Genomic DNA, 19,979 nt, shown 5'->3' with positions numbered 1-19,979 from the left:
AATGCAACCACTCCTGAATTTTTCGATTGCGGCGGGCCGGGTGCGCCTGCGCCGCTTGCAGGAAACCGACCTGCCCAACTTTGCCGAATACCGCGCCGACCCCGCCGTGGCCCGCTTTCAGGGCTTCGACCCCTACGATTTAGCTCAAGCCGCGGCCTTCATTGCCGAGCAGGCCACGGCGGCCGTACCGGCCGCGCCCGGCGCCTGGGTGCAGCTGGCCATTGCCCGCGCCACCGACGACCAGCTGCTGGGCGACTGCGCCCTGCACCTGCACGCCCACGAGCCCCGCATCGGAGAAGTCGGCATCACGCTGGACCCACGCTGGCAGGGGCAGGGCTTTGCTCGGGAGGCGGTGCGCGGGCTGCTGGGGTACTGTTTTGAGCAGCTGAAGCTGCACCGGGTCATCGCCCTCACCGACACCCGCAACCTGCCCTGCGTGGCCTTGCTGGAAGGCGCGGGCCTGCGCCGCGAAGCCCATTTTCGGCACAATGGCTGGTACAAAGGCGAGTGGTGCGACGAGTATCAGTACGCGCTGCTGGCCGCCGAATGGGCAGCTCAGCGTTAGCTCCGGCCAAAGGCTTACTTTTGCCAATTATTCACTTGTTGTTTCCATGAAAAACCCCGTTCAGTCAACCATTAACATCGTGCTGCTGCTGGCGGTAGCCGTGCTGTATTTCCTGCATTTCAGCAACCGCGTGGCTGCCCCAGCCATTGCGACTGACAAATCGATGGCCGTGCTGGCCTCCGAAAACCTGAGCACCGCCGACACCACGGCTGACAAAACCGACGACGCCGCAACTGCCAGCAGCCCCGCGGCTGCGCCCGGCGCCAGCACCGAAGGCAAGATTGTCTACGTGGAATCGAGCAAGATGCTCGACGGCTACCAGGGCATGAAAGACGCCCGCAAAGCTTTTGAAGGCAAAGCCCGCAACTGGGAGCGCCAGAACCAGGCCATGCTCACCAGCTTCAAATCGGCCGTAGAAGCGTACCAGAAGCAGGCCCCGAGCCTCACGGCCGAGCAGCGCGCCGCCACCGAGCAGAAGCTCCAGGAGCAGCAGCAGCAGGTGGGCCAGAAGCAGCAGCAGCTCCAGGCCCAGGCCCAGGAGGAAGAAGCCAAGCTGACCCAGAAAGTGCTCGAAAGCGTGAACAAGAAGGTGGAAGCCTACGGCAAAGCCCAAGGCTACAAGATGATTCTGATTGCCGCGCCCAGTGGCACCATTGCCTACGGCCAGAAAGACCTCGACGTGACCGCGCCGGTGCTGGCGTACCTGAACGCCGAATACAAGAAATAGCACGCCATCCGGGCGGCGCACGCGTCAGCTGCTTGAGCCTGGTTAAACCCGGGCAACCGTGCGGTGTCAAACGCAGTACAAATCCTGGGATTTAGTTTAAACGGCTTTGTCTTATGAAAACGCGCGCGTTTCCGTTGGTGGCGGTCTTGCTGTTTGTGGCTCCGCTGCTGGCCAGTAGTCCGGCCAGTGCTCAGGTGATAGTAGGCGGGGGCTTTTATGCCGCGCCGCGGGCCTATTATCCGCCTCGCTACCACTACCCGCCCCGCCCGGTGGTGGTGTATGCCGTGCCGCCGCCCCGCGTAGTGGTGGTGCCAGCGCCCTACTGTGCTCCCCGGCGGTACTACGCCCCGCCACGGCCTTATTACGGCCCGCGCGGCCGGGGGCATTACGGCCGCTACCGGTAGCCTAATCAGTTTGATTTAGAAATAAAAAAGCCCTGCTACCACGTAGCAGGGCTTTTTTTGTGGGCGCGCGAAAGCAGCCTGCAGAGAATGGCGGAAGGGGCGACGGCCCCTGAAACGAGCGTACTTTTGCATATGTCCGAAGCCACTTCATTTGCTTCCAGAAAGTGCCCACATTGCCAGCAATGGTCGATGTGGCGGCAGCAGCCCGACGACCGCTGCGAGCACTGCGGCGAGCTGCTCGACCCCCAGGCCAAAAAAGCGCCGATGCCCGCGAAAAGCTGGCTAATCAAAAGACGCCTTCGGTCATCTTGATGGAGATAAACGCGGAGGATGGGCCCGTGCTGCGGTTTTTCAAGACCATCGTGCGGGGCGGGCAACTGGCTTTTGCCGCCATCATGACTTTCATTCTGTGGCTGGTGGCCGCCGCGGCGGGGTAGCATGCACCGGTGGCCCGAATTTCGTCGGCCCTTGTTTGTGGGGTCCGTGCTGGTGTACGCGGCGTTTCAGCTCAACCGGTACGTGGGGCACTGGCCCGTGCCGGCCCTGCTCAGCAGCTACCTGGGCGACGTGGCCAGCATGCCCGTGATACTGAGCGTTGCGCTGGCCGCTCAAAGGCGCCTGGTGATGCATTCGCGGACGTTTGTGTTTCCTTGGTCCTGGCTCCTGGCGGCCTGGGCGTACGTGTCGGTGTGGTTTGAGCTGGCGCTGCCCTACTTCTCGGCCCGGGCCGTGGCCGACCCGCTCGATGTGGTGGCCTATGCCGTGGGCACGCTGGCGTTTGGACGCTGGCTCAACCGGCCGGGCTGATGGGGGAAAAGCACGAGCAAATTACCGAGAGCCAGAATAAGCACAAGCGGTTTTGGCGTAGGTTTAGCTCAATTTCGACCTGACCTTTTTCGTTTTGGCTTCCGCCCTCACCCCAGCTTCGACGTTCCAGCGGCCCCGGTGGGTGCTGCCCACCATTGTGTTTGCGCAGTTTGCGTGCACCTCGCTGTGGTTTGCCGGCAACGCCGTGCTGCCCGATTTGCTGCGCGAGGTCAAGCTCGAAGGCACGTCGCTGGGTGCGGTGGTTTCGGCTGTGCAGCTGGGCTTTATCGTGGGCACGCTGGGGTTTGGCCTGCTCCGGCTGGCCGACCGCGTGGCGCCGGCGCGGCTCTTCTTGCTGTGCGCCGTGGCCGGCAGCCTCACCAACGCCGCCCTGCTGCTGCCCGGGCCCACGCCCGCCGTGGTGCTGGGGCTGCGCTTTGCCACGGGCCTGTGTTTGGCGGGTATCTACCCGGTGGGCATGAAAATAGCAGCCGACTACTACGAAAACGGCCTGGGCCGGGCCTTGGGCTACCTGGTGGGGGCGCTGGTGCTGGGCACGGCCCTGCCCCACCTGCTGCGGCTGCTCGCGGCTGATTTTTCCTGGCAGGCCGTGGTGCTCACTACCTCGGGGCTGGCGCTGGCGGGTGGGATGCTGCTGTGGGCGCTGGTGCCCAACGGGCCGTTTCGGCGGCCGGGGGCGCGGCTGCAGCTGAGCGCGGCGTGGGAGGTGTTTCGGGAGCGGGCGTTTCGGCGGGCGGCGCTGGGCTACTTCGGGCATATGTGGGAGCTGTACACGTTTTGGGCGTTTGTGCCGCTGCTGCTGGCCACGCACGCGCAGCTGCACCCCCAGGCGGGCGCGTTTGGGCCGGGCTGGGCCTTTGGGCTGATTGCGGCCGGAGCGCCGGCCTGTGTGGCGGGCGGCTACCTGGCCCAGCGCTGGGGCAGCCTGCGCACGGCCCGCGCCGCGCTGGCGGTATCTGGCGCGTGCTGCCTGCTCAGCCCGCTGCTGCTGGCGCTGCCCCGGCCGGCGTTTGGAGCTGCTATGCTGGTGTGGGGCATGGCCGTGGTGGCCGATTCGCCGCAGTTTTCTGCTTTGGTGGCGCAGCGGGCGCCGGCCGCCGCCACGGGCACGGCCCTCACACTGGTTACCTGCCTGGGGTTTGCGCTCACCATCGTGAGCCTGCAGGCTTTCGCGGCGCTGCAGGGGCACGTGGAGGCCCGCTACCTGTTTTTGCTGCTGGTGCCCGGGCCGGTGCTGGGGCTGCTGGCCACGCGGCCGGCCCGGGCTGGCAGCAGTCCCTCTAAGAGAGAGTAAGTAGCTGCCCATTTTTGCTTAACCTTACGGCCCGTATTCACCCCTGGGCTTACTGTTTATCTCTACGCATGAAACATTTGTATTTGCCCCTGTTGGCAGCGGCGCTGGTGCTGGCGGGCTGTAACCAAACGGCTCCCGTTACTTCTACCCCCACGGCGGAGGCCCCCGCGACCGTAACGCCCGCCGACACCGCCCGGCCCGATTCGGCCATGGCGGCCACCCTCGCGCCGCCCGCCGATAATGCAGCAGCCCCGGCCGAAACTCCGGCCGCCGCGCCGGCCCTCAAGCCCGCCGAAACGCTGAAAATGTCGTTCGCCTTCAAGCCGGCCCCGAACCCCGACGACCCGGCCCACCCCAAAACCAGCGCCTACCTTTTACTCCAAGGCGCCAAGCCCATGGAGATTGACCTGGGCAAGTTTGCGGCCCGACCCGATGTGGTGGACGCCACCAAGGCCAAGCTGGCGGGCTTTCCCAAGGACATGCTGCTGGGCTTCCGCAGCTACCACGCCTCCTCGGGCACCAGGCTCCGACCTGGCCGTGCTGCACGTAGATGGCCGCCGCCTGCGCATTGTGCAGCGCCGCGTGGAGGAAACCGCCAGCGAGCCCGGCGCCTTCGAGACCTCCCGCGAAATTCCCCTGCCAGCCAATACCGTAGTCGTAGTGGCACCTCAGCCGAAAGTGGTGAAGAACTAGCCCGATACCACCCTCTTGCCGGTGGGCCAGCAGCCCCAGCTACCGTAGCGGCTGGAGCTTCTGGCCTACCGGAGCAAGCCGGAGCTACTTCTGTGAAACCAGGGCGGGGAGGAACTAAACCACACGAATAAGGTGGGGACGTTGAGCTAAATCCAGCTGGGCGGTGACGATTTTGGCCCCATGATGGCGCGCTTGACCGGAGGTGTATTCAAGGTATATCCCGCTTTTCCTTTGTAGGTTAGGGCATGAATACTACAACCCTCCTGGGCCCGATGAAGGGCGCCGTGCGTCGCGAAATTGGTGGTGTAACCGTTGATGTGGTGCAAACCGGCAATGCCCGGGTGAAGCGCATCGTGTACCCGCCGGGCTTTCGCTGGTCCAAGAACCTGAAGGAGATTGTGGGCACCGAGCTGTGCACGCACGCCCACGTGGGCTTTCTGGCCAGTGGCGAGTTCGACATTCAGTACGCCGATGGCACCGTCGAGAAGTTTGTGGCGCCGCAGGCCATTGCCATCGCGCCGGGCCACGACGGCTGGGTGGTGGGCACCGAGCCCGCCATCCTCATCGAGTTCGACTTTGAAGGCGAAACCGTGGAGCGCCTGGGCCTGAAGCGGGGCTAGCCCCCAAGCGCGGCGCCAGCTCAATACGCCTCAGTCGGCGGCCGTAGGGGAGGGCACTAGCACCCGCAGCGCGCCCGGCCGAATCTCAGCCTCCACATGGGTGGTTTTGCCCCGGTACTCGCCATCTACCTGAAAGTCTACCCGGCGGCGAACCGTCAGGCTCACGGCCGTGGTCGAAAAAATCTCCACCGCGGTGGGGTTGAAGGGCTGAAAGCGCCAGAACATTTTCAGCAGCTCGCGGCCCACCAGGCGGCGCAGCACCACCACTTCAAACCTGCCATCGGACACGTCGCCGTCGGGGTTGATGGTGGCGCCGGTGCCGTACACGCGGGCATTGGCCAGCACCACCATGAAGGCGGTGCGCTCCACGTCGCCGGCGTCGGTGTGGATGCGCACCTGCATGAGGCGGCGGCGCAGCAGCGACCAGAAGGCGGCCCGCGCGTAGCCCAACATGCCGCGCCAGTTCTGGCGCTGGGCGTGCCGCACAAGCTGGGCGTTGAGCCCAATATCGCTCAGGTGCAGGCAGAGGTCGGTGCCGTTGAGGTAAAGCACGTCCACAGCTTTTTCGGTCCCGTGCACCACGATGCGCAGCGCCTCGGCGGGGTCCAGGGGCAGGTCCAGCTCCTTGGCCATGCCGTTGGCCGAGCCGGCCGGCAGCACGGCCAGCGGCAGGTTGGCGGCGATGGCCTCCTCGGCCACGATTTTCACGGTGCCATCGCCGCCCACGGCCACCAGGCAGTGCGGGCGGTGCCGGGCGATGCTGGCGCGCAGGGCCGGGCCGTCCTCCTGGCCCGTGAGGGAGTGAAACTCCGGGGTGTGGGGCAGCGGCTCGAAGTAGTCGTTGATGGTCGTTTCCCAGTCGGTCTTCCCGGCGCTGCCCGAGGCAGGGTTCACAACGAACAGAAAGCACAGGGGCGAAGTGGAAGGGGACATGGGTGGAGGTGGAAGTAGAAGGGTGATATTCGGCAGCTTACGGGAGTGGGTCTATCAAGAAACGTTATTCAAACTCAGAATGCCATACTGAATTAACCAGAACGTCATTCTAAACCAGAGCGCCATGCTGAACCAGAGCGCCATCCTAAATCAGACCGTCATGCTCATCTGGCGTCCGCGCAGTCGAAGCATCTCGCTCGCTTCGTGGAACGAATGGATTAGTGGCGGCACGCGAGATGCTTCGACTGCGCGGACGCCAGATGAGCATGACGTTCTTTTTCTTGCCCAATAAAGGGCCAGCGAAGCGGGAGAGCTGCCTCGGCAGGCTCAGCATAACGTTCTTCTAAAACTGGTATCATAACGTTCTAATTAGCCAAATTCAGCCAACCCTTTCCATCTAATACCCCCGCTCCTGCGTAACGGTTTTTCCTGCCTCCCGGCTGAATATCCCTGCCCGATGACCGAAAAACTCCTGGCCCGGTTCCGCCTCACCCGGCGGCCCACCCTGAAGCTGTACCGCGGCTTTGGCAGCCCCGACTGCGTGGTGGTGCAGGGGCATGCCTTCCGGCAAAGCCCGCTTTCGCGCCGCTACCGCCGCGTAAACTTCTGGGCCAACGCCTGGGGCCTGCTGCGCCTGTTTCTGGTGCGGCCCTGGGCCGATGTGCCCGTGCGCGTGACCGTGGCCGGCCGCACCGCCGGCGCCCGCACCGACGCCGACGGCTTCTTCCGCCTCGAAATCTCCCTGCCCGCGCCGCTACCGGCCGGCTGGCACCCGGCCACCGCCGAGCCTGCTCGATGCGGACTCCGGTGCCCCGCTGGCCCACGCCACCGCCGAGGTGCACGTGCCCTACGAAACGCCCTACGCCTTCGTCTCCGACATCGACGACACCTTTCTGGTGTCGCACTCGGCCACGCGCTGGCAGCGGCTGTGGGTGCTGTTGAGCCGCAACGCCCGCAGCCGCGCACCCTTCGCCGACGTGGCCGCCCACTACCAGTGGCTGGCCCAGGCCGGCCCCGCTACGCCCGAGCAGCCCAACGCCTTTTTCTACGTCTCGAGCAGCGAGTGGAACCTCTATGACTTCATTCTGGAGTTCACGGCCCACCACCACATGCCCAAGGGCGTGTTTCAGCTCAGCCAGCTCAAGCGCCTGAGCCAGCTCCGGCAAACCGGCCAGAACAAGCACGCCACCAAGCTCGACCGCATCGTGCGCATTCTGCAGGCCTGCCCCGGCCAGCTCTTCACCCTGCTCGGCGACGACTCCCAGCAAGACCCGGGCATCTACGCCTCGGTGGTGAAGCATTTTCCGGGCCGTATCCGGGCGGTGTACCTGCGGCAGGTGCACGCCGGCGGCCGCCCCGCCGCCGAGGCCGCGCTGGCCCAAATCAGGCAGGCGGGCGTGGAGACCTGCTACTTCGAGCACAGCCACGACGCGCTGCGGCACTCGCAGGAAATTGGGCTGTGAGGCGGCAGCATGCCTAATTCTCAATGAGACTGGCTACCGGCGCTCCACAAAAGTGAGGCGGTTGCCGAAAGGGTCGGTTACGGTCATTTCCAGCGCCGTGGGGTCGTAGCCGGGCGTGGAGAGGCTGGGTTTGTTGTACTGGTAGTGCTTGCCCAGCAGTACCTCGTGAAAGGCGCTCAGGGCTACGAAGTCGTCGATAAACACCCGCGCCCCCGGGCAGCTGTCGCCGTGGTGCTCGGAAAGGTGCAGCGTGATGTCGCCCCGCGAAACTTGCAGGTAGGCCGGGCTGCCAGCCGGGCGGTGCTCCCAATCGATGCGGAAGCCGAGCCAGTGCAGGTAAAACTCCTGCGCCTTGTCGTAGTCGAAAATTCGGAGTATGGGTTTTACACTGGCCACGTTGGGTGTTTTTTAGGTGGTTGAGCTGTCATGGGCCCAGCACTTGGGCAGTAGGCTTCGGGCAGTAATCTACAGAGCCGTGGGCAGAATCCCTCGAAAGGCGACGATTGTCCTGCGCAATCAATAAGCATCTTCGAAGTCCTGTATAACTCGTTGAGCCGGAAGAAACTGCTTTGCCGACGTACGCCGCCTGAGCAAGGCAGAAGCGTGCAAGCAGCCGGAGCTCCACGGGTACCTCATTGTAGCCAAAATACCTTTATTCGTCTTCGCCGTTTTGGCGTAGAAACGTTCTCAATTAACACCTCCTGGCCATGGGCTATTGCTTGATTTTATCGGTTTGGAAAGCCTTGCGCGGCTGGTTGCCGCTGGCCGGGCTCGCGTTGCTGCTGCCACTGGGCGGGCACGCGCAGTCGCTCACCGTCGTCCTCACCGATTCGGTGAGCCGGGCGCCGGTTATTGGGGCCAGCGTGAGCGTGCCGGGTACCGGCGTGGGCGCCGCTACCGACGTCAACGGCCGCGCCATCCTCACGCCCGCGCCGGCCGCGGGCACCCGGCTGCGCGTGGAGGCCCTGGGCTACCGGCCGCGGCTGTTGGCGGCGCCGGCTGGCCCGGCGGTGCTCACGCTGAGGCTGGCTCCCGTGGCCCAGGCCATTGAGGAAGAAGTATTGGTGACTGCCACGCGCACCAACTCGCGCATCGAAGACTTACCCACCCGCGTGGAAGTGCTGGGGGAGGAGGAGCTGCTGGAAGAAAACGGCATCAAGCCCGGCAACATTGCCTCGCTACTCGGCGACCTGGCCGGCACCCAGATTCAGCCCACCTCGCCCACCACCGGCAACGCCGACCTGCGCATTCAGGGCCTGCCGGGGCGCTACTCGCAGATTCTGCGCGACGGCCTGCCGCTGCTGGGCGGCTACGCCGGCTCCTTCGGCATCCTGCAGATTCCGCCGCTCGACCTGCGCCAGATTGAGCTGATTAAGGGCTCCAACTCCACGCTCTACGGCGGCGGGGCCATCGCGGGCCTGGTGAACCTAGTGAGCAAGTCGCCAGTGCTCGGCGACCCGCAGCTCACCATCACGGCCAACCAGTCGACCCTGAAGGAAAGCAACCTCAACGGCTTTGCCAGCGGCCGCAACCAGCAGCCTGGGCTACTCGCTATTCGTGGGCGGCACCCGCCAGCAAAGCACCGACGTAGACGGCGACGCCTTCGTGGACGTGCCCCCTGCGCAACTTCACCGTGCACCCGCGCCTGTTTTATTACCCCAACAACGGCCAGCCTGGCCCTGGGCTACACCGGCACCGTGGAAAACCGCCAGGGCGGCGACGTGGCCGTGGTGCAGAACCAGCCCCGCACCCTCGACCGCAGCTTTTTCGTCACCAACCGCACCCAGCGACATTCCGCCGACCTCATCTACACCCAGGACAGCGTGGCCGGGGGCGGCCTCACCGTGAAAGGCACCGCCAGCTGGTTTCGGCGCAACGTGAGCACCAATACCGTGGACTACGCCGCCCGCCAGCTGTCGTATTATTCCGAGGTCAGCTACCTGCACCGCTACGGGCAGCACACCCTGGTGGGCGGCCTCAACCTGCTGGGCGAAGACTTCGAGCCCCTGCCCGCTCCCGGCCGGGTGCCTCTGCTGAATGACTACCGCTACGCCACCGTGGGCGGCTTTGTGCAGGACGACTGGCAGCTCACTTCCACGCTCAGCGTGCAGGGCGGCCTGCGCCTCGACCACCACAACGCCTACGGCAACTTCCTGCTGCCCCGCGCCGCCGTGCTGTTCAAGCCCGCCCCCGACTTCACGTTGCGCCTCAACGGCGGCTACGGCTACCGCGTGCCCGTGCCCTACGTGAACGAGCTCGACGAGCGGGAGCTGCCCCGGGTGCAGCCGCTGCAAGGCCTGCGCGCCGAGTTGAGCCAGGGCCTGAACGGCGACGTGAACTACCAGCACCGCTTCGCCTCGGGCCTGAACCTGAACCTCAACCAAGGCTTTTTCTACACCCGCCTGCAGCACCCGCTGGTGCTCCGCGACGTGAAAATCCCGCTCGGCCCCAACGTCACGGGCACCGGCTTGGCCTGGTTCAACGCCGGCGCGCCCACCGTGAGCCAGGGCCTGGAAAGCTACGGCCGCCTGCGCTACGAGGGCACCGAGCTGTACCTGGGCTACCTTTTCACCTACGCCCGCCGCCGCTATGACCCGGCCAATCCCAACGTGCCCCTGGCCGCGCGCCACAAGCTGGCCACCGTGGCTACTCAGGAATTTGGCGAGCACCTGGCCGCGGGCATCGAGGCGAGCTACACCGGCCGGCAGTACCTCGAAGACGGCTCCTCGCGGCCCGGCTACCCCATTGCGGCGGCGCTGGTGCGCTACCACACCGGCCCCTGGACCTTTATCCTGAACGGCGAAAACCTGTTCGACTACCGCCAGACGCGCCGCGAAGCCGTGGTGCTGGGCGACCGCACCAACCCCGATTTCCCCGAGCTGTGGGCCCCGGTGGAAGGCCGCGTGCTCAACGTATCGGTGAACTGGAAGTGGCTGCGGTAGGCAAAGCAATTCAGCTCACCAGAAAAGCCCCACCGGATACTGGCGGGCCTTTCTTGTATTTCTGAAGCGACTGAGCTACTCGCGTGCCCGGCGCCTCTGGAAGTAGTGCCAGGCGGAGGCACCCAGCAGTACGGCTGCCCCAAGCAGCATGGTGCTGGTCATGGTGCGCAGCGACACGGGGTAGAGCAGGCCACCAATGAGGACGATGCCGGCTCCCAGCCACCACAACAGCTCCACGGGCAGCGGGGCGGTTTGCAGGCGCTGGGCATGCAGGGCCGGCGCATCGGCTGGCGGGTAAAACAGCCACTTCAGGCGCGGGAAGTCGTGCAGCAGCAGGCCCAGGTTTAGCACCAGAAAGCCGGTGGTGAGAAAGGGCGTGCCCACCCAGTGCTGCGACCAGGTGAGGAAGATAATATTGAGCCACATGGGCACCAGCAGCACCGCCCCGAGCAGCGCAAACCGGCCCGAGAGCAGCAACAGCCCAATCAGCAGCTGGGCTGCCCCAATGAATTGGGCAAAGATTTCAAGGCTGTACTTGGCCAGAAACGCGTGGTTCATGGGTGGGCCCATCAGCCCGGGCAGGTGGTTGTCGGAGAGCTTGTAGAGCCCGCCGCCCAGCATGAGCGCGCCGAGCAGCAGCCGGGAGCCCACCACGTACAGGCGGCGCAGCGGGCCGCCCACCACAAACGCCACCCCGGTTGCCACCACCGGCAGCAGAATGCAAAGGGTGTAAAACACGGTGGGAGAAGGAGTCATGGGAAGCAGGCGGGAATGGGTAATGAAGCCCAACGACACGGGAGCCAACGAGGAAGCTGCAAACTATATTAGGCGTAGTTAATATTCAATAAAAAAGCCCCGCCAGTAGCTGGCGGGGCTTTTTTATTGGTTCTAGCTCAAGCAGCGTCTGCTTTGTTGGGCTAGACGGGCTGAGGAGCCAAAGTTGGGCTAGAACGTATAGCGCAGGCTCACGGCGGCGTCGTTGTAGAAGCCGGTGTAGCCGTTGAATACGTCGAAAAATGGCTTGTAATCGACCCCTACTACGAAGGGCAGGTCCTGCAGCTTGTACTCGAGGCCCAGAATCAGGTCGGCACCGAAGGCGACGTAGGTTTCTTCGTCGTAGCGGTAGTCGCGCACCAGGTACACGTCGCCTTTGCGGCCCTTGTAGTAGTAGCGCGAGTCGGCGAAGTAGTAGCGGCCCTGGTACGACCCGGCGTGGAAGCCGGCGCCGTAGTAGAATTGCAGCCCTTTGATGTCGGAAACCGTCTTGTGCTTCTCGCCCAGCACCGTGAGGCGAATGCCGCGGGCTTTGTATTCTGTGGTGAGCAGGCCTTCGATGGCTACGCCGTTTCCGCTGCCCACAAAGTGCTTGACGGTAAGGCCCGAAGAGTAGCCGCCGCCGCGCAGGCCAATGCCGGTGTTGTAGCCCGAGCTGCTGCCGCCGCCATTCTTTTTAGATTGGGCGTGGGCCGCCAGGCCCGGCAGCAGGAGTAAAAGGAAAAGAAAGCTTAACTGTAAACGTTTCATGTGGGGATGAATAGTAATGAACCAGAATTTGGACAAAACTAAGCGACCCGCGCTAAACTTTCTGTTTGGCTCCGCCTTCTGCCGCAATTTCATCGGATAAATGCACGCATACGCCGCCGCCGTCTTCCTCAGCAGCGCGCAGCATGGCCGCCGCTACCGTGGCACCGCTCACGGGCCGGTACTTGTGCAGGGGGCCGCGCAGCAAAGGGCGCAGCACGCCCAGCACCACCGCGCCCAGCCGCTCGCCCAGGCGGGGCTGCGCCCGCTCACCCAGCAGAAGCGAAGGCCGGAAAACGTGAATGGCCCGGAACGGCAGCTGCCGCACCGATTCCTCCATTTCGCCCTTCACTTTGCTGTAGTACACCGCCGATTCGGCATCGGCCCCCAGGGCAGAAACCACCAGGAACTGCGCGGCAAAATTGGCGGCCGTGAGGGCCGCCAACGTCACCACGTACAGGAAATCGACCTTATAAAACGCCTCCTTCGAGCCGGCCTGCTTCATGGTGGTGCCCAGGCAGCAAAACACGTCGTCGGCAATGAGCTGCAGGCGTACGTCCTGCAGCTTGTCGAGACCGGTTACCACCTGCGTGAGCTTGGGGTGCTGCAGCGGCAGCGCCTTCCGGCCCACCACAATCACCTTAGAATAACGCTCCGACGCTAACAGCAAGGGCAACAGGTGCGAACCAATGAGGCCCGAGGCCCCGGCGAGTAAAGCTGTTTTGCGCATGAAGAAGGGATGCAGAACGAAAAAGCTCCCCTCCTTATTTAAGGAGGGGACGCTGGCGCGAAGCGTCAGGCGGGGTGGTTGCACTCGTTGAACCGAAGGTCGGCGTAGCCAACGATGCCCGAACAACTTGCTAAGAACGACGAATAAAGAGCAGGGTTGACACGCCGGCTCAATCTGCTCCTAAAGAAGTCGTTCGGGTGTCGTTGGCTACGCCGACCTTCGGTTCAACGGCTCAACCACCCAGCCTGACGCTTCGCGCCAGCGTCCCCTCCTTAAAAAAGGAGGAGCTTGATGTTCTATTTCAGCTGCGTGGCTTCCGGCTCCAGCAGTACCAGGCCCTGGCGGAAAAGTGCGCCCAAGGCTTTCTTGAACACTTTTTTGCTCATGCCCACGCGGCGGTACACGTCTTCGGCGAGGCTTTTGTCGCCGAGGGGCAGGCGGCCGCCGGGCGCGGCCTGAATGGCTTTGAGCAGCGTGTCCGTGGCCGATTCTACCTCGCCGTAGCCTTCTTTTTGCAGGCGCACGTCGAGCTTGCCGTCGGCGCGCACCTGGCGCAGGAAGCCGGGCGCCTGCTCGCCCAGGCGTAGGGGGCGGAATACTTCGTTGTGAAACAGCAGGCCCTGGTGGGTGCCGTTCACGATGACGGGGTAGCCCAACTCGGTTTCGTCGGCTACGAGCAGGCGCACGGCGTCACCGGGCTCGCCGGGGAAAGGCTCGTTGCTCAGGAACTGCTTCCACTTGGTGGAGGCCACCAGCCGGTCGCTTTCCTCGTCGAGGTACACGTACACGAGCACGCGGTCGCCGGTACGCAGGTCGCGCCGCTGGTTGCGGAAGGGTAGGAGCAGGTCTTTTTCGAGGCCCCACTCCAGGAACGCGCCGGCCGGGCCGTGGTCGCGCACGGTGAGCGCCGCGTAGGAATTTACCAGCGCCAGCGGCCGCAGGTTGGTGGCAATGAGGCGGTCTTCGGAGTCGCGGTACACGAATACGCGGACGATGTCGCCCACGCGGGTGCCGGGCTCCACGTACTTGTTGGGCAGCAGCAGGTCGCCGTCGTCGGAAGTCAGGTACAGGCCGACGCTGGTTTCGCGGGCTACTTCGAGGTCGTTGTAATCGCCGAGGAGGAGGCTGGCCATCGGGTGAAAAGTAATTAGGTGGAGGGCAAAGGTCGGGGTTGCGGCACGGAAAGCCATGCGGCAGGTTACAGCGGCCCAACTGGCCCAACTTTGAGCAGTGGGCTAGCTGGCCTGCGGTACGAGTTGTACGCCGGCCTGGGCCAGGAGGTCGAGCACCTGCCGCTCAATCAGGTCGCGCACCTGCCGGAATTCGGCCGGCTCGAGGTGCTTGGGGTCGGGTATTTGCCAGTCGAGGCGGTGCTTGGCCGCAATGAACGGGCAGGTGTCGCCGCAGCCCATGGTCACCACGTAGTCGAATTCCATGTCGCGTACCTCATCGAGGGATTTGCTGGCGTGCGTGTTCAAATCGTAGCCCAACTCGGCCATGGCCGCAATGGCTTTGGGGTTGATAACCCCGACGGCCGCGAGCCGGCGCTGTAAGCCGCTACCTGCTCGCCGCCGTGCATGGTAGCAAAAGCCTGCGCCATCTGGCTGCGGTTAGCGTTTTCGATGCACACAAAAAGGAAGCTGGTCATGGGGGCGAGGGGGTGTCAAGGGACGGTTTAAGTTGCAATAATCGGTCGAAGGCCACGGCCAGCAGCGCTCCGGCCAGCGGGGCCACCACATACAGCCAGGCATCGGTGAGGTGCCCGCTGAGCAGCGCCGGCGCCAAGGAGCGGGCCGGGTTCATAGATGCGCCGCTGAGGGGCCCGGCTACCAGAGCTTCCAGCCCCACGGTGGCCGCGATGGTGATGCCCGCCAGCAGTCCTTCTTCCTTGGCGCCGGCCGTGACGCGTAGAATCACGAGCATCAGCCAGAAGGTAAGGGCCAATTCTATTCCAAACGCTTGGGCGGGGCCGTGAGCCGGCAGAGTAGCACCCAGGGTAGAGCCTTCGGTGGCCAGCAGCTTTACCAGCCCGCTGCCCGATAGCGCACCCAGTAGCTGGGCGCCCACGTAGGGCAGCACCCGCGCCCCCGGAAAGCGCCCAGCTGCCCAGAAGGCAACGGTCACGGCCGGATTCACGTGGGCGCCGCTCACGGCGCCCAGGCTCTGAATAAGTACCAGTACCACCAGCCCAAACGCCGCCGCCACGCCGCCGTGGCCCAGGGCGTGGGTCTGCTCGTTCACCACGGCCGCCCCGGTGCCAAAGGCCAGCAGCACGGCCGTGCCCAAGGCCTCGGCTAGCAGGCTGTGGCGCAGCGAGGGCTTCACGAAGCGAGCGGGGCCGCGCCCACCACCGCGCTGCGGCGCTCCAGCAGCAGGGTATCGCGCCACTGCCCGTGCAGCTGCCCAATCCGCTCGCGCCGGCCCACCTGCCGGAAGCCATTGGCCTCGTGCAAGTGCACGCTGGCTCCGTTCTCCGGGAAAATACCGGCCTGCAGCGTCCACAGCCCGTTTTGCTCCGATTCCGTTACCAAAGCCGCTAACAAGGCCCGGCCCACGCCCTGCCCGCGGGCGGCATCGGCCACGTACACGCTCACCTCGCCCACGCCCGCATACACGCAGCGCCCCGAAACGGGGGTAAGCGCTGCCCAGCCCAATATCGTTTCCGGCTCAGTTTCGTCTACCGCTACCAGCCGGCAGGTAGGCAAGTGGCTGGCGTTCCACTCATCCCAAGTGGGCGGCTCGGTGGCGAACGTGGCATTGCCCGTGGCCATGCCTTCGGCATAAATGGTGCGCACGGCAGGCCAGTGGGCAGCAGTCATGGGCAGGATTTTCATGGGTAAATTGAGCTGAAAGGGGATTGGTGTTTTGCGCTTGTTGAGGGTGCCCAGCCTATGGAACCTCACCCCGGCCCCTCTCCCGCGGAGAGGGGAGCCAGCCGAATGTAGCGCGGACTGTGTAGTCCGCGTTCCCGCGTCCGTTTGATAAAGGCCCTTCCGGACGCGGACTACACAGTCCGCGCTACACTCGCGCAGAACTGGTGCCCCCTCTTTTTGGAGAGGGGGTCAGGGGGTGAGGTCACTGGCTGTGAAATTCATGATATACAGTAAGTTAGCAGCAGCCTCCGCCGGGCGTGCATGCGGCGGCCGTGGCCGTAGCTGGCGTGGCCTCTACCAGCGTGAAGGGCATGGGCGCAGTCGTCAGCACTTCTTCCGCCGCTGGGGCGGCTTGCTTGGCGGGCGCGATGCAGCACTGGCTGTTGGTGGCCGAGTCGGATTCTTCCTGGTAGCGCGGGTCGTTGAACTCGGCGTCGGCGTGGAAGTAGTACACTTCCCACTCCACGCCGTCGGGGTCGTTTACCCAGAACTTGTCCTGCTTGGCGTAGCAGCAGGCGGTGCCCATTTCCTCGCGGCTCACCAGGCCGGCCTTGCGGGCCACGGCCAGCCGCTCGTCCAACTCCTCCACCGTTTCTACCTGGAAGCCCAGGTGGCCGAAGTGGCTTTGCACGCGGTCAGGGTTCTCCACAAAGGAGATAATCAGCGAGGGCTTGTCGAGTACGTACTTGGCGTAGCCGCGCTTAATCTTGGTGGCCGGCTGCCCGAAGAAGGCCGTGTAGAAGTTGACCGTCGCGGTGAGGTCGGACACGTACAGCGAGACGTGCATGCGGGGAAAAACAGAAGCTTCCATGACGTGTAAGGGTTAAGATTAAAAGGAGAAAAGGGGAGGGGATTCTAACAAGCGCAGCCAACGGTGGGGGCCGGCAGCTCGGCTAGCAGGCCGCCCAGCAGCTGGCGGGCGCGGTCCCAGCCGGCCCGGTCGATGCAGTAGCACACGCGCGGGCCGTCCACTTCGCCCTGCACAAGGCCGGCCGCTTTCAGCTCTTTGAGGTGCTGCGACACGGTGCTTTGCGAAATGGGCAGCTCCAGCACCAGGCTCGCCGCACACGCACGACTGCCGCCGGGCCAGCAGCTGCAAAATGGCTACCCGCGCCGGGTGGCCCAGGGCCTTGGCGATAACTGCGATTTGCTGTTCGGCTTCGGTGAACTGTTCGCGCTTGTGGGCTGCCATGAGAGTTGTTTCGTTTATCGTCGATTAACGATGACAAAGGTAGCAATTGTTCCACACAAGTCAATGGCTTCCGTGTTATCTTAGAATTATCAAATTAATTTAATAATCTGTATAAAATAATCAGCTCTTGAGAGTGCAAATTATTTTTTCTGGAGAACCTTTGAAAATGCGAATCATAGTCTATATTGCAGTATAAATGACGATTAGCCACGTAAAAAAACATCCCAGCGTGCTATTAGCCTATTGCATCGTGTTTTTAGGCAATTCTATTGAAAAGACAATTTGTTAAAAACATATACACGGATTTTTTCTTTTAGTAACTCAAGAAATTTTTCGTTGCCCAACTTTTGACTCATCCACTTAACTGCCTACTACCGTGAACAAATCTCTACGCTTACACGCTCTGCTGGCTTTCGCCCTGGTTAGTGGGGCAGCCAAAGGCCAGGCCATGGCGAAAGCCGACGCCATCGTGACGGCGCCGCAAGGCATCCCGCTGACCTCGGTGCCCGCTCCGCCCCGGGCCGAAGTGTTTCCGGATTCGGTGTATGTGAACCCCGAGGTGCTGCCCAAGTTCATCGGCGGCGACAAGGCCTTCATGGCGTACCTGAGCAAGTCCATCAAGTACCCGCAGCTGGCGGTGCAGCGCAAGGTCTCGGGCCGGGTGCTGGTCAATTTCGTGCTCAACGCCGAAGGCAAAGTGCAGGACGCCCACGTCATCAGCGGCCCCGGCAGCGGGCTCAACGACGAAGCCCTGCGCCTGGTGTGGCTGATGCCGCCCTGGGAGCCCGCCCGCGTAAACGGCCAGCCCGTGCGCGTGGCCTGCACCGTGCCCATTACCTTCAATACCAGCAAATAGCCAGCGCGTAGCTTAACAAGCTCGCGTAGCTCAATAATCTCAAGGGGCCTGCCGGAAACCATTCGTGGATTCCGGTAGGCCCCTTTGGCTTTTAGCTTAGCGGGTGTTTGCGTTAATAAAGCGGTAGGCAGAACGGGGTAGAGACGCAACATTTTGCGTCTCCTCGTTGAACGATGATGCCCGAACGATTGGCGAAAGGCGCAGACAACGAGACGCAAAATATTGCGTCTCTACCCCGTTCTGCCATTCCCGGTAAGCAACGCGAACAAGCTGCTAGTGCTTACTGATACAGGCCGGTGCCCGGCTGGCCTAGGCCGAAATCGGTGAAGGTGACGGTTTCGCGGGCCGTTTCGAACATCCGCACGCCGTTGGCCGCATTCAGGCCGCGCGGGTAGTAGCCAATCAGCAGCTGGAAAGTGCGCAGGGCGGTAAACTCGTTGCGAAAGCGCAGGCCCAGCCCAAAGCCCGTGTAGGGCGCGCCGCCGAAGGGCGAGCCGCCGCGGGGCCGCTCGCTAATCCAGGCCGCGTCGGCAAAGGCGATGCCGGCCAGCCGGAAGCCCAGCAGCGAGAGCGGGGTAAACAGCGTGGTTTCGTAGTTGAGCACAAAGCGGCTGGTGGCCTGAATGGGCTCGGCCGGCGCAAAGCCCCGCAAACCCCGCTGGTTGGTGATGCCCTGCAGCAGCTCGCCCGGCAGGCGGTTGAAGCCCACCGTGGCTCGGCTGCTCAGAAAATGCCGGTACTGCCAGTTGCCGGCGTGGTAGAGCTTGGTAAAGGAGGTGAGCTCGGCGGCGAGCAGGCCCTGCTGCCAGCTCCGCCGCGAGTTCAGGGTTTGGTAGGAGCCCAGGTCCACGCCGCCGTACAGGTAGCCGCTGTTGGTGCTGAAGCCGGCGGCGGCCAGGCGCACCCCAGGTAGCGCCGCGGCACCAGGCTGTTCATCTCGTAGCCCGCCGTGAAGCTGACCAGCGTGCCGGTGGGCACGTCCTCGGTGCGGCCAAAGCCGAACAGGTACTGGTCCTTATAGTAGCGGCGCACCGAGTAGCCCACCGTGCCGAGCAGCAGCGTGCCGTCGCGGTAGTCGGGCGCGGGCGGGCCGGTCACGGGGTCGGGCCTGGGGATGGTGCTGTAGTCGGTGTGGTACACCCGGGCCGAGACGATGACGCGGCCGGGGTTTTCGTAGCCCAGGTCGTAGGAGCGCAGGCGCAGGGCCCGGCCCACCCAGGCATCCTGCACGGTGTAGCGCAGCGGGTAGTAGGTGTAGGGCTGCCCCTCGGGCGGGGCATTGAGGGCAATGTTCTGGCTGTAGCTGTTCAGGTTGATGGCCCCGGCGTAGCGGGCGCTGGGCGAGTAGAAGTCCCGCTGCACCGAGACGCCGCCCGAGCGGAAGTTGTACAGGTTGCGGTAGCGGGCCTGGGCGTACACGAAGTTGCGAAACGGCGCCGTGTAGCTGCCCTGGTAGGTCCACTGCTGGGGTTTTTCGCCGTTGGCGGTGCTCAGCGTCTGGCCGTAGCGGTAGGCGTTCTTGAGCCTGGTGGCCCATGCCTAGAAAGTTTTCGTCGCCAAACGTGACAATGCCCGACGTGGCCGAGCCCGCCTGAAAGCCGGCCGTGATGCTGAACACGTCGGTGGTGAGCACCTCAATATCCACGCTGTCGCTCGTGGTGGTGGTTTCGTTTACCAGCACGCGGGCGTCCAGGATTTCGGGCGTTTGGCGCAGCAGGCGTTCCGATTCGGCCAGGGCCTGGGGGCCAGGGGCCGGCCGGGCCGGAACAGCAGCACCTGCCGCACCCGCGAACGGGCCGTTTTGATGTGCAGCGTATTGCCGGCCTTTTCCCACATAGCCCGCGGCGCTTTGGTGGAGTCGGTGAGGCTGTAGCCGAAGGAGTCGAGCGTGCGGATGTCTATCCGGCGCACAATCTTAAAATTGTGGCGGTCGAACTGCCGGTCCAGCAGCACGGCGTCGAGGCCGGCCTGCTCTTCCTGGCGGCGGGTGAAGTTGAACAAGCCCGACAGGGCCCGGCCGGCAATGGTTTTGCGGCGGGAGTAGGCCTTCAGGCGGTTGAGCACCCGCTCCTCGTCGAAGCGCTGGCGCAGGGAGTCGGCGCGGTGGGGGAGGATTTCCTCGCTGGCCTTGAGCGAGTCGGGCGGCACGGCCGAGCGCGGGTCAAACGTCTGCCCCTGGGCCGGCCGGATGCCCAGCCCGAGCAGAACAAAGACCAACAGGAAACAACCGCGAAAGCTCATAATGGGGCGCAACGCTGCAAATTACGAAAAGGAGCCGGCGGTAGCGCCCAGCTAGCCCGGTGCCCACCCAGCGCCAGGCCTCCCGCGCCCCTCAGTT

The 19,979-nt window shown here is 64.0% G+C and carries 26 protein-coding genes; 11 read left to right on the top strand and 15 right to left on the bottom strand.

Translation table 11 applies throughout. The features are described 5' to 3' along the window. The first annotated feature begins 1 nt into the window (after position 1). The 8 genes from ACFQT0_RS24940 (at position 2) to ACFQT0_RS24905 (ending at position 5,131) form a co-directional block, all read left to right on the top strand. Positions 2 to 565: a GNAT family N-acetyltransferase gene (locus ACFQT0_RS24940; protein ID WP_380205711.1), complete on the top strand. Its 564-nt coding sequence runs from the start codon at positions 2 to 4 to the stop codon at positions 563 to 565. A gap of 46 nt (positions 566 to 611) precedes the next feature. Continuing rightward, positions 612 to 1,292, top strand: a complete 681-nt coding sequence (locus tag ACFQT0_RS24935; protein WP_380205710.1) for an OmpH family outer membrane protein — start codon at positions 612 to 614, stop codon at positions 1,290 to 1,292. Between the two features lie 113 nt (positions 1,293 to 1,405). Continuing rightward, positions 1,406 to 1,696 (top strand): hypothetical protein, encoded by a 291-nt coding sequence (locus ACFQT0_RS24930; protein ID WP_380205709.1) that lies wholly within the window; start codon positions 1,406 to 1,408, stop codon positions 1,694 to 1,696. Positions 1,697 to 1,860: 164 nt separating this feature from the next. Next, entirely contained in the window at positions 1,861 to 2,133 is a 273-nt protein-coding gene (locus tag ACFQT0_RS24925; RefSeq protein WP_380205708.1) for a hypothetical protein, read from the top strand. A 37-nt stretch (positions 2,134 to 2,170) separates the two neighbouring features. Beyond that, positions 2,171 to 2,503, top strand: a complete 333-nt coding sequence (locus ACFQT0_RS24920) for a hypothetical protein (RefSeq protein WP_380205707.1) — start codon at positions 2,171 to 2,173, stop codon at positions 2,501 to 2,503. Between the two features lie 94 nt (positions 2,504 to 2,597). Continuing rightward, the gene (locus ACFQT0_RS24915; protein WP_380205706.1) at positions 2,598 to 3,818 is read left to right on the top strand and encodes an MFS transporter; all 1,221 of its coding nucleotides are present in this window, start codon (positions 2,598 to 2,600) and stop codon (positions 3,816 to 3,818) included. A 68-nt stretch (positions 3,819 to 3,886) separates the two neighbouring features. Further along, complete coding sequence (locus ACFQT0_RS24910; RefSeq protein ID WP_380205705.1) at positions 3,887 to 4,642, top strand: hypothetical protein; 756 nt, start codon at positions 3,887 to 3,889, stop codon at positions 4,640 to 4,642. A 114-nt stretch (positions 4,643 to 4,756) separates the two neighbouring features. Continuing rightward, positions 4,757 to 5,131 (top strand): hypothetical protein, encoded by a 375-nt coding sequence (locus tag ACFQT0_RS24905; protein ID WP_380205704.1) that lies wholly within the window; start codon positions 4,757 to 4,759, stop codon positions 5,129 to 5,131. Between the two features lie 30 nt (positions 5,132 to 5,161). Here ACFQT0_RS24905 and ACFQT0_RS24900 read toward each other — a convergent pair whose 3' ends face one another. After that, the gene (locus ACFQT0_RS24900; protein ID WP_380205703.1) at positions 5,162 to 6,064 is read right to left on the bottom strand and encodes a diacylglycerol/lipid kinase family protein; all 903 of its coding nucleotides are present in this window, start codon (positions 6,062 to 6,064) and stop codon (positions 5,162 to 5,164) included. Between the two features lie 836 nt (positions 6,065 to 6,900). Between ACFQT0_RS24900 and ACFQT0_RS24895 the strand changes: the two genes are divergently transcribed. Next, positions 6,901 to 7,527 carry a phosphatase domain-containing protein gene (locus ACFQT0_RS24895; protein WP_380205702.1) on the top strand — a complete coding sequence of 209 codons (627 nt, stop codon included), beginning with the start codon at positions 6,901 to 6,903 and terminating at the stop codon, positions 7,525 to 7,527. Between the two features lie 33 nt (positions 7,528 to 7,560). Here ACFQT0_RS24895 and ACFQT0_RS24890 read toward each other — a convergent pair whose 3' ends face one another. Beyond that, on the bottom strand, positions 7,561 to 7,923 hold the full coding sequence (locus ACFQT0_RS24890) for a glyoxalase superfamily protein (RefSeq protein ID WP_380205701.1): 363 nt from the start codon (positions 7,921 to 7,923) through the stop codon (positions 7,561 to 7,563). 311 nt (positions 7,924 to 8,234) lie between these two features. On the opposite strand from ACFQT0_RS24890, the gene ACFQT0_RS24885 reads away from it, so the two are divergent. Continuing rightward, positions 8,235 to 10,469, top strand: a complete 2,235-nt coding sequence (locus tag ACFQT0_RS24885) for a TonB-dependent receptor (protein ID WP_380205700.1) — start codon at positions 8,235 to 8,237, stop codon at positions 10,467 to 10,469. Between the two features lie 75 nt (positions 10,470 to 10,544). Here the strand turns inward: ACFQT0_RS24885 and ACFQT0_RS24880 are convergent, their stop codons facing one another. The 10 genes from ACFQT0_RS24880 to ACFQT0_RS24835 form a co-directional block, all read right to left on the bottom strand. Continuing rightward, positions 10,545 to 11,225 carry a DoxX family membrane protein gene (locus ACFQT0_RS24880; protein WP_380205699.1) on the bottom strand — a complete coding sequence of 227 codons (681 nt, stop codon included), beginning with the start codon at positions 11,223 to 11,225 and terminating at the stop codon, positions 10,545 to 10,547. A 189-nt stretch (positions 11,226 to 11,414) separates the two neighbouring features. Continuing rightward, positions 11,415 to 11,993 carry a hypothetical protein gene (locus ACFQT0_RS24875; RefSeq protein ID WP_380205698.1) on the bottom strand — a complete coding sequence of 193 codons (579 nt, stop codon included), beginning with the start codon at positions 11,991 to 11,993 and terminating at the stop codon, positions 11,415 to 11,417. 52 nt (positions 11,994 to 12,045) lie between these two features. Then, entirely contained in the window at positions 12,046 to 12,720 is a 675-nt protein-coding gene (locus ACFQT0_RS24870; protein WP_380205697.1) for an NAD-dependent epimerase/dehydratase family protein, read from the bottom strand. Between the two features lie 296 nt (positions 12,721 to 13,016). Beyond that, positions 13,017 to 13,853, bottom strand: a complete 837-nt coding sequence (locus ACFQT0_RS24865; RefSeq protein WP_380205696.1) for a CvfB family protein — start codon at positions 13,851 to 13,853, stop codon at positions 13,017 to 13,019. A 102-nt stretch (positions 13,854 to 13,955) separates the two neighbouring features. Then, positions 13,956 to 14,219: an arsenate reductase/protein-tyrosine-phosphatase family protein gene (locus tag ACFQT0_RS24860; protein WP_380205695.1), complete on the bottom strand. Its 264-nt coding sequence runs from the start codon at positions 14,217 to 14,219 to the stop codon at positions 13,956 to 13,958. Further along, a complete protein-coding gene (locus tag ACFQT0_RS24855; RefSeq protein WP_380205694.1) occupies positions 14,195 to 14,368 on the bottom strand; it encodes an arsenate reductase/protein-tyrosine-phosphatase family protein in 174 nt (57 codons plus the stop codon). Before ACFQT0_RS24855 ends, ACFQT0_RS24860 begins: the two co-directional genes overlap by 25 nt. Beyond that, positions 14,365 to 15,045, bottom strand: coding sequence for an MIP/aquaporin family protein (locus ACFQT0_RS24850; RefSeq protein ID WP_380205693.1), 681 nt, complete (start codon positions 15,043 to 15,045; stop codon positions 14,365 to 14,367). The genes ACFQT0_RS24855 and ACFQT0_RS24850 overlap by 4 nt, the downstream gene beginning before the upstream one ends. After that, on the bottom strand, positions 15,042 to 15,554 hold the full coding sequence (locus tag ACFQT0_RS24845) for a GNAT family N-acetyltransferase (protein ID WP_380205692.1): 513 nt from the start codon (positions 15,552 to 15,554) through the stop codon (positions 15,042 to 15,044). The genes ACFQT0_RS24850 and ACFQT0_RS24845 overlap by 4 nt, the downstream gene beginning before the upstream one ends. A gap of 274 nt (positions 15,555 to 15,828) precedes the next feature. Further along, positions 15,829 to 16,404, bottom strand: a complete 576-nt coding sequence (locus ACFQT0_RS24840) for an ArsI/CadI family heavy metal resistance metalloenzyme (protein WP_380205691.1) — start codon at positions 16,402 to 16,404, stop codon at positions 15,829 to 15,831. Between the two features lie 44 nt (positions 16,405 to 16,448). Continuing rightward, a complete protein-coding gene (locus ACFQT0_RS24835) occupies positions 16,449 to 16,646 on the bottom strand; it encodes an ArsR/SmtB family transcription factor (protein WP_380205690.1) in 198 nt (65 codons plus the stop codon). A 515-nt stretch (positions 16,647 to 17,161) separates the two neighbouring features. On the opposite strand from ACFQT0_RS24835, the gene ACFQT0_RS24830 reads away from it, so the two are divergent. Continuing rightward, positions 17,162 to 17,641: an energy transducer TonB gene (locus ACFQT0_RS24830; RefSeq protein ID WP_380205689.1), complete on the top strand. Its 480-nt coding sequence runs from the start codon at positions 17,162 to 17,164 to the stop codon at positions 17,639 to 17,641. A 280-nt stretch (positions 17,642 to 17,921) separates the two neighbouring features. On the opposite strand, the gene ACFQT0_RS24825 is transcribed toward ACFQT0_RS24830, so the two are convergent. The 3 genes from ACFQT0_RS24825 to ACFQT0_RS24815 all read right to left on the bottom strand — a co-directional run bounded on the left by ACFQT0_RS24825 (position 17,922) and on the right by ACFQT0_RS24815 (position 19,858). Further along, a complete protein-coding gene (locus ACFQT0_RS24825) occupies positions 17,922 to 18,545 on the bottom strand; it encodes a hypothetical protein (protein WP_380205688.1) in 624 nt (207 codons plus the stop codon). Continuing rightward, complete coding sequence (locus ACFQT0_RS24820) at positions 18,464 to 19,060, bottom strand: hypothetical protein (RefSeq protein ID WP_380205687.1); 597 nt, start codon at positions 19,058 to 19,060, stop codon at positions 18,464 to 18,466. The genes ACFQT0_RS24825 and ACFQT0_RS24820 overlap by 82 nt, the downstream gene beginning before the upstream one ends. A gap of 252 nt (positions 19,061 to 19,312) precedes the next feature. Continuing rightward, complete coding sequence (locus ACFQT0_RS24815; protein ID WP_380205686.1) at positions 19,313 to 19,858, bottom strand: hypothetical protein; 546 nt, start codon at positions 19,856 to 19,858, stop codon at positions 19,313 to 19,315. Between the last annotated feature and the right edge of the window lie 121 nt (positions 19,859 to 19,979).

It is taken from the genome of Hymenobacter humi, assembly GCF_042665855.1.
GTDB lineage: Bacteria > Bacteroidota > Bacteroidia > Cytophagales > Hymenobacteraceae > Hymenobacter > Hymenobacter humi.
This window is presented reverse-complemented; position numbering and strand designations above follow the sequence as displayed.

Coding starts and splice junctions, on each gene's coding strand:
- ACFQT0_RS24940 (WP_380205711.1), top strand. CDS start 2: ATGCAACCACTCCTGAATTTTTCGATTGCGGCGGGCCGGGTGCGCCTG.
- ACFQT0_RS24935 (WP_380205710.1), top strand. CDS start 612: ATGAAAAACCCCGTTCAGTCAACCATTAACATCGTGCTGCTGCTGGCG.
- ACFQT0_RS24930 (WP_380205709.1), top strand. CDS start 1,406: ATGAAAACGCGCGCGTTTCCGTTGGTGGCGGTCTTGCTGTTTGTGGCT.
- ACFQT0_RS24910 (WP_380205705.1), top strand. CDS start 3,887: ATGAAACATTTGTATTTGCCCCTGTTGGCAGCGGCGCTGGTGCTGGCG.
- ACFQT0_RS24905 (WP_380205704.1), top strand. CDS start 4,757: ATGAATACTACAACCCTCCTGGGCCCGATGAAGGGCGCCGTGCGTCGC.
- ACFQT0_RS24900 (WP_380205703.1), bottom strand. CDS start 6,064: ATGTCCCCTTCCACTTCGCCCCTGTGCTTTCTGTTCGTTGTGAACCCT.
- ACFQT0_RS24885 (WP_380205700.1), top strand. CDS start 8,235: ATGGGCTATTGCTTGATTTTATCGGTTTGGAAAGCCTTGCGCGGCTGG.
- ACFQT0_RS24880 (WP_380205699.1), bottom strand. CDS start 11,225: ATGACTCCTTCTCCCACCGTGTTTTACACCCTTTGCATTCTGCTGCCG.
- ACFQT0_RS24875 (WP_380205698.1), bottom strand. CDS start 11,993: ATGAAACGTTTACAGTTAAGCTTTCTTTTCCTTTTACTCCTGCTGCCG.
- ACFQT0_RS24870 (WP_380205697.1), bottom strand. CDS start 12,720: ATGCGCAAAACAGCTTTACTCGCCGGGGCCTCGGGCCTCATTGGTTCG.
- ACFQT0_RS24865 (WP_380205696.1), bottom strand. CDS start 13,853: ATGGCCAGCCTCCTCCTCGGCGATTACAACGACCTCGAAGTAGCCCGC.
- ACFQT0_RS24860 (WP_380205695.1), bottom strand. CDS start 14,219: ATGGCCGAGTTGGGCTACGATTTGAACACGCACGCCAGCAAATCCCTC.
- ACFQT0_RS24855 (WP_380205694.1), bottom strand. CDS start 14,368: ATGACCAGCTTCCTTTTTGTGTGCATCGAAAACGCTAACCGCAGCCAG.
- ACFQT0_RS24845 (WP_380205692.1), bottom strand. CDS start 15,554: ATGAAAATCCTGCCCATGACTGCTGCCCACTGGCCTGCCGTGCGCACC.
- ACFQT0_RS24840 (WP_380205691.1), bottom strand. CDS start 16,404: ATGGAAGCTTCTGTTTTTCCCCGCATGCACGTCTCGCTGTACGTGTCC.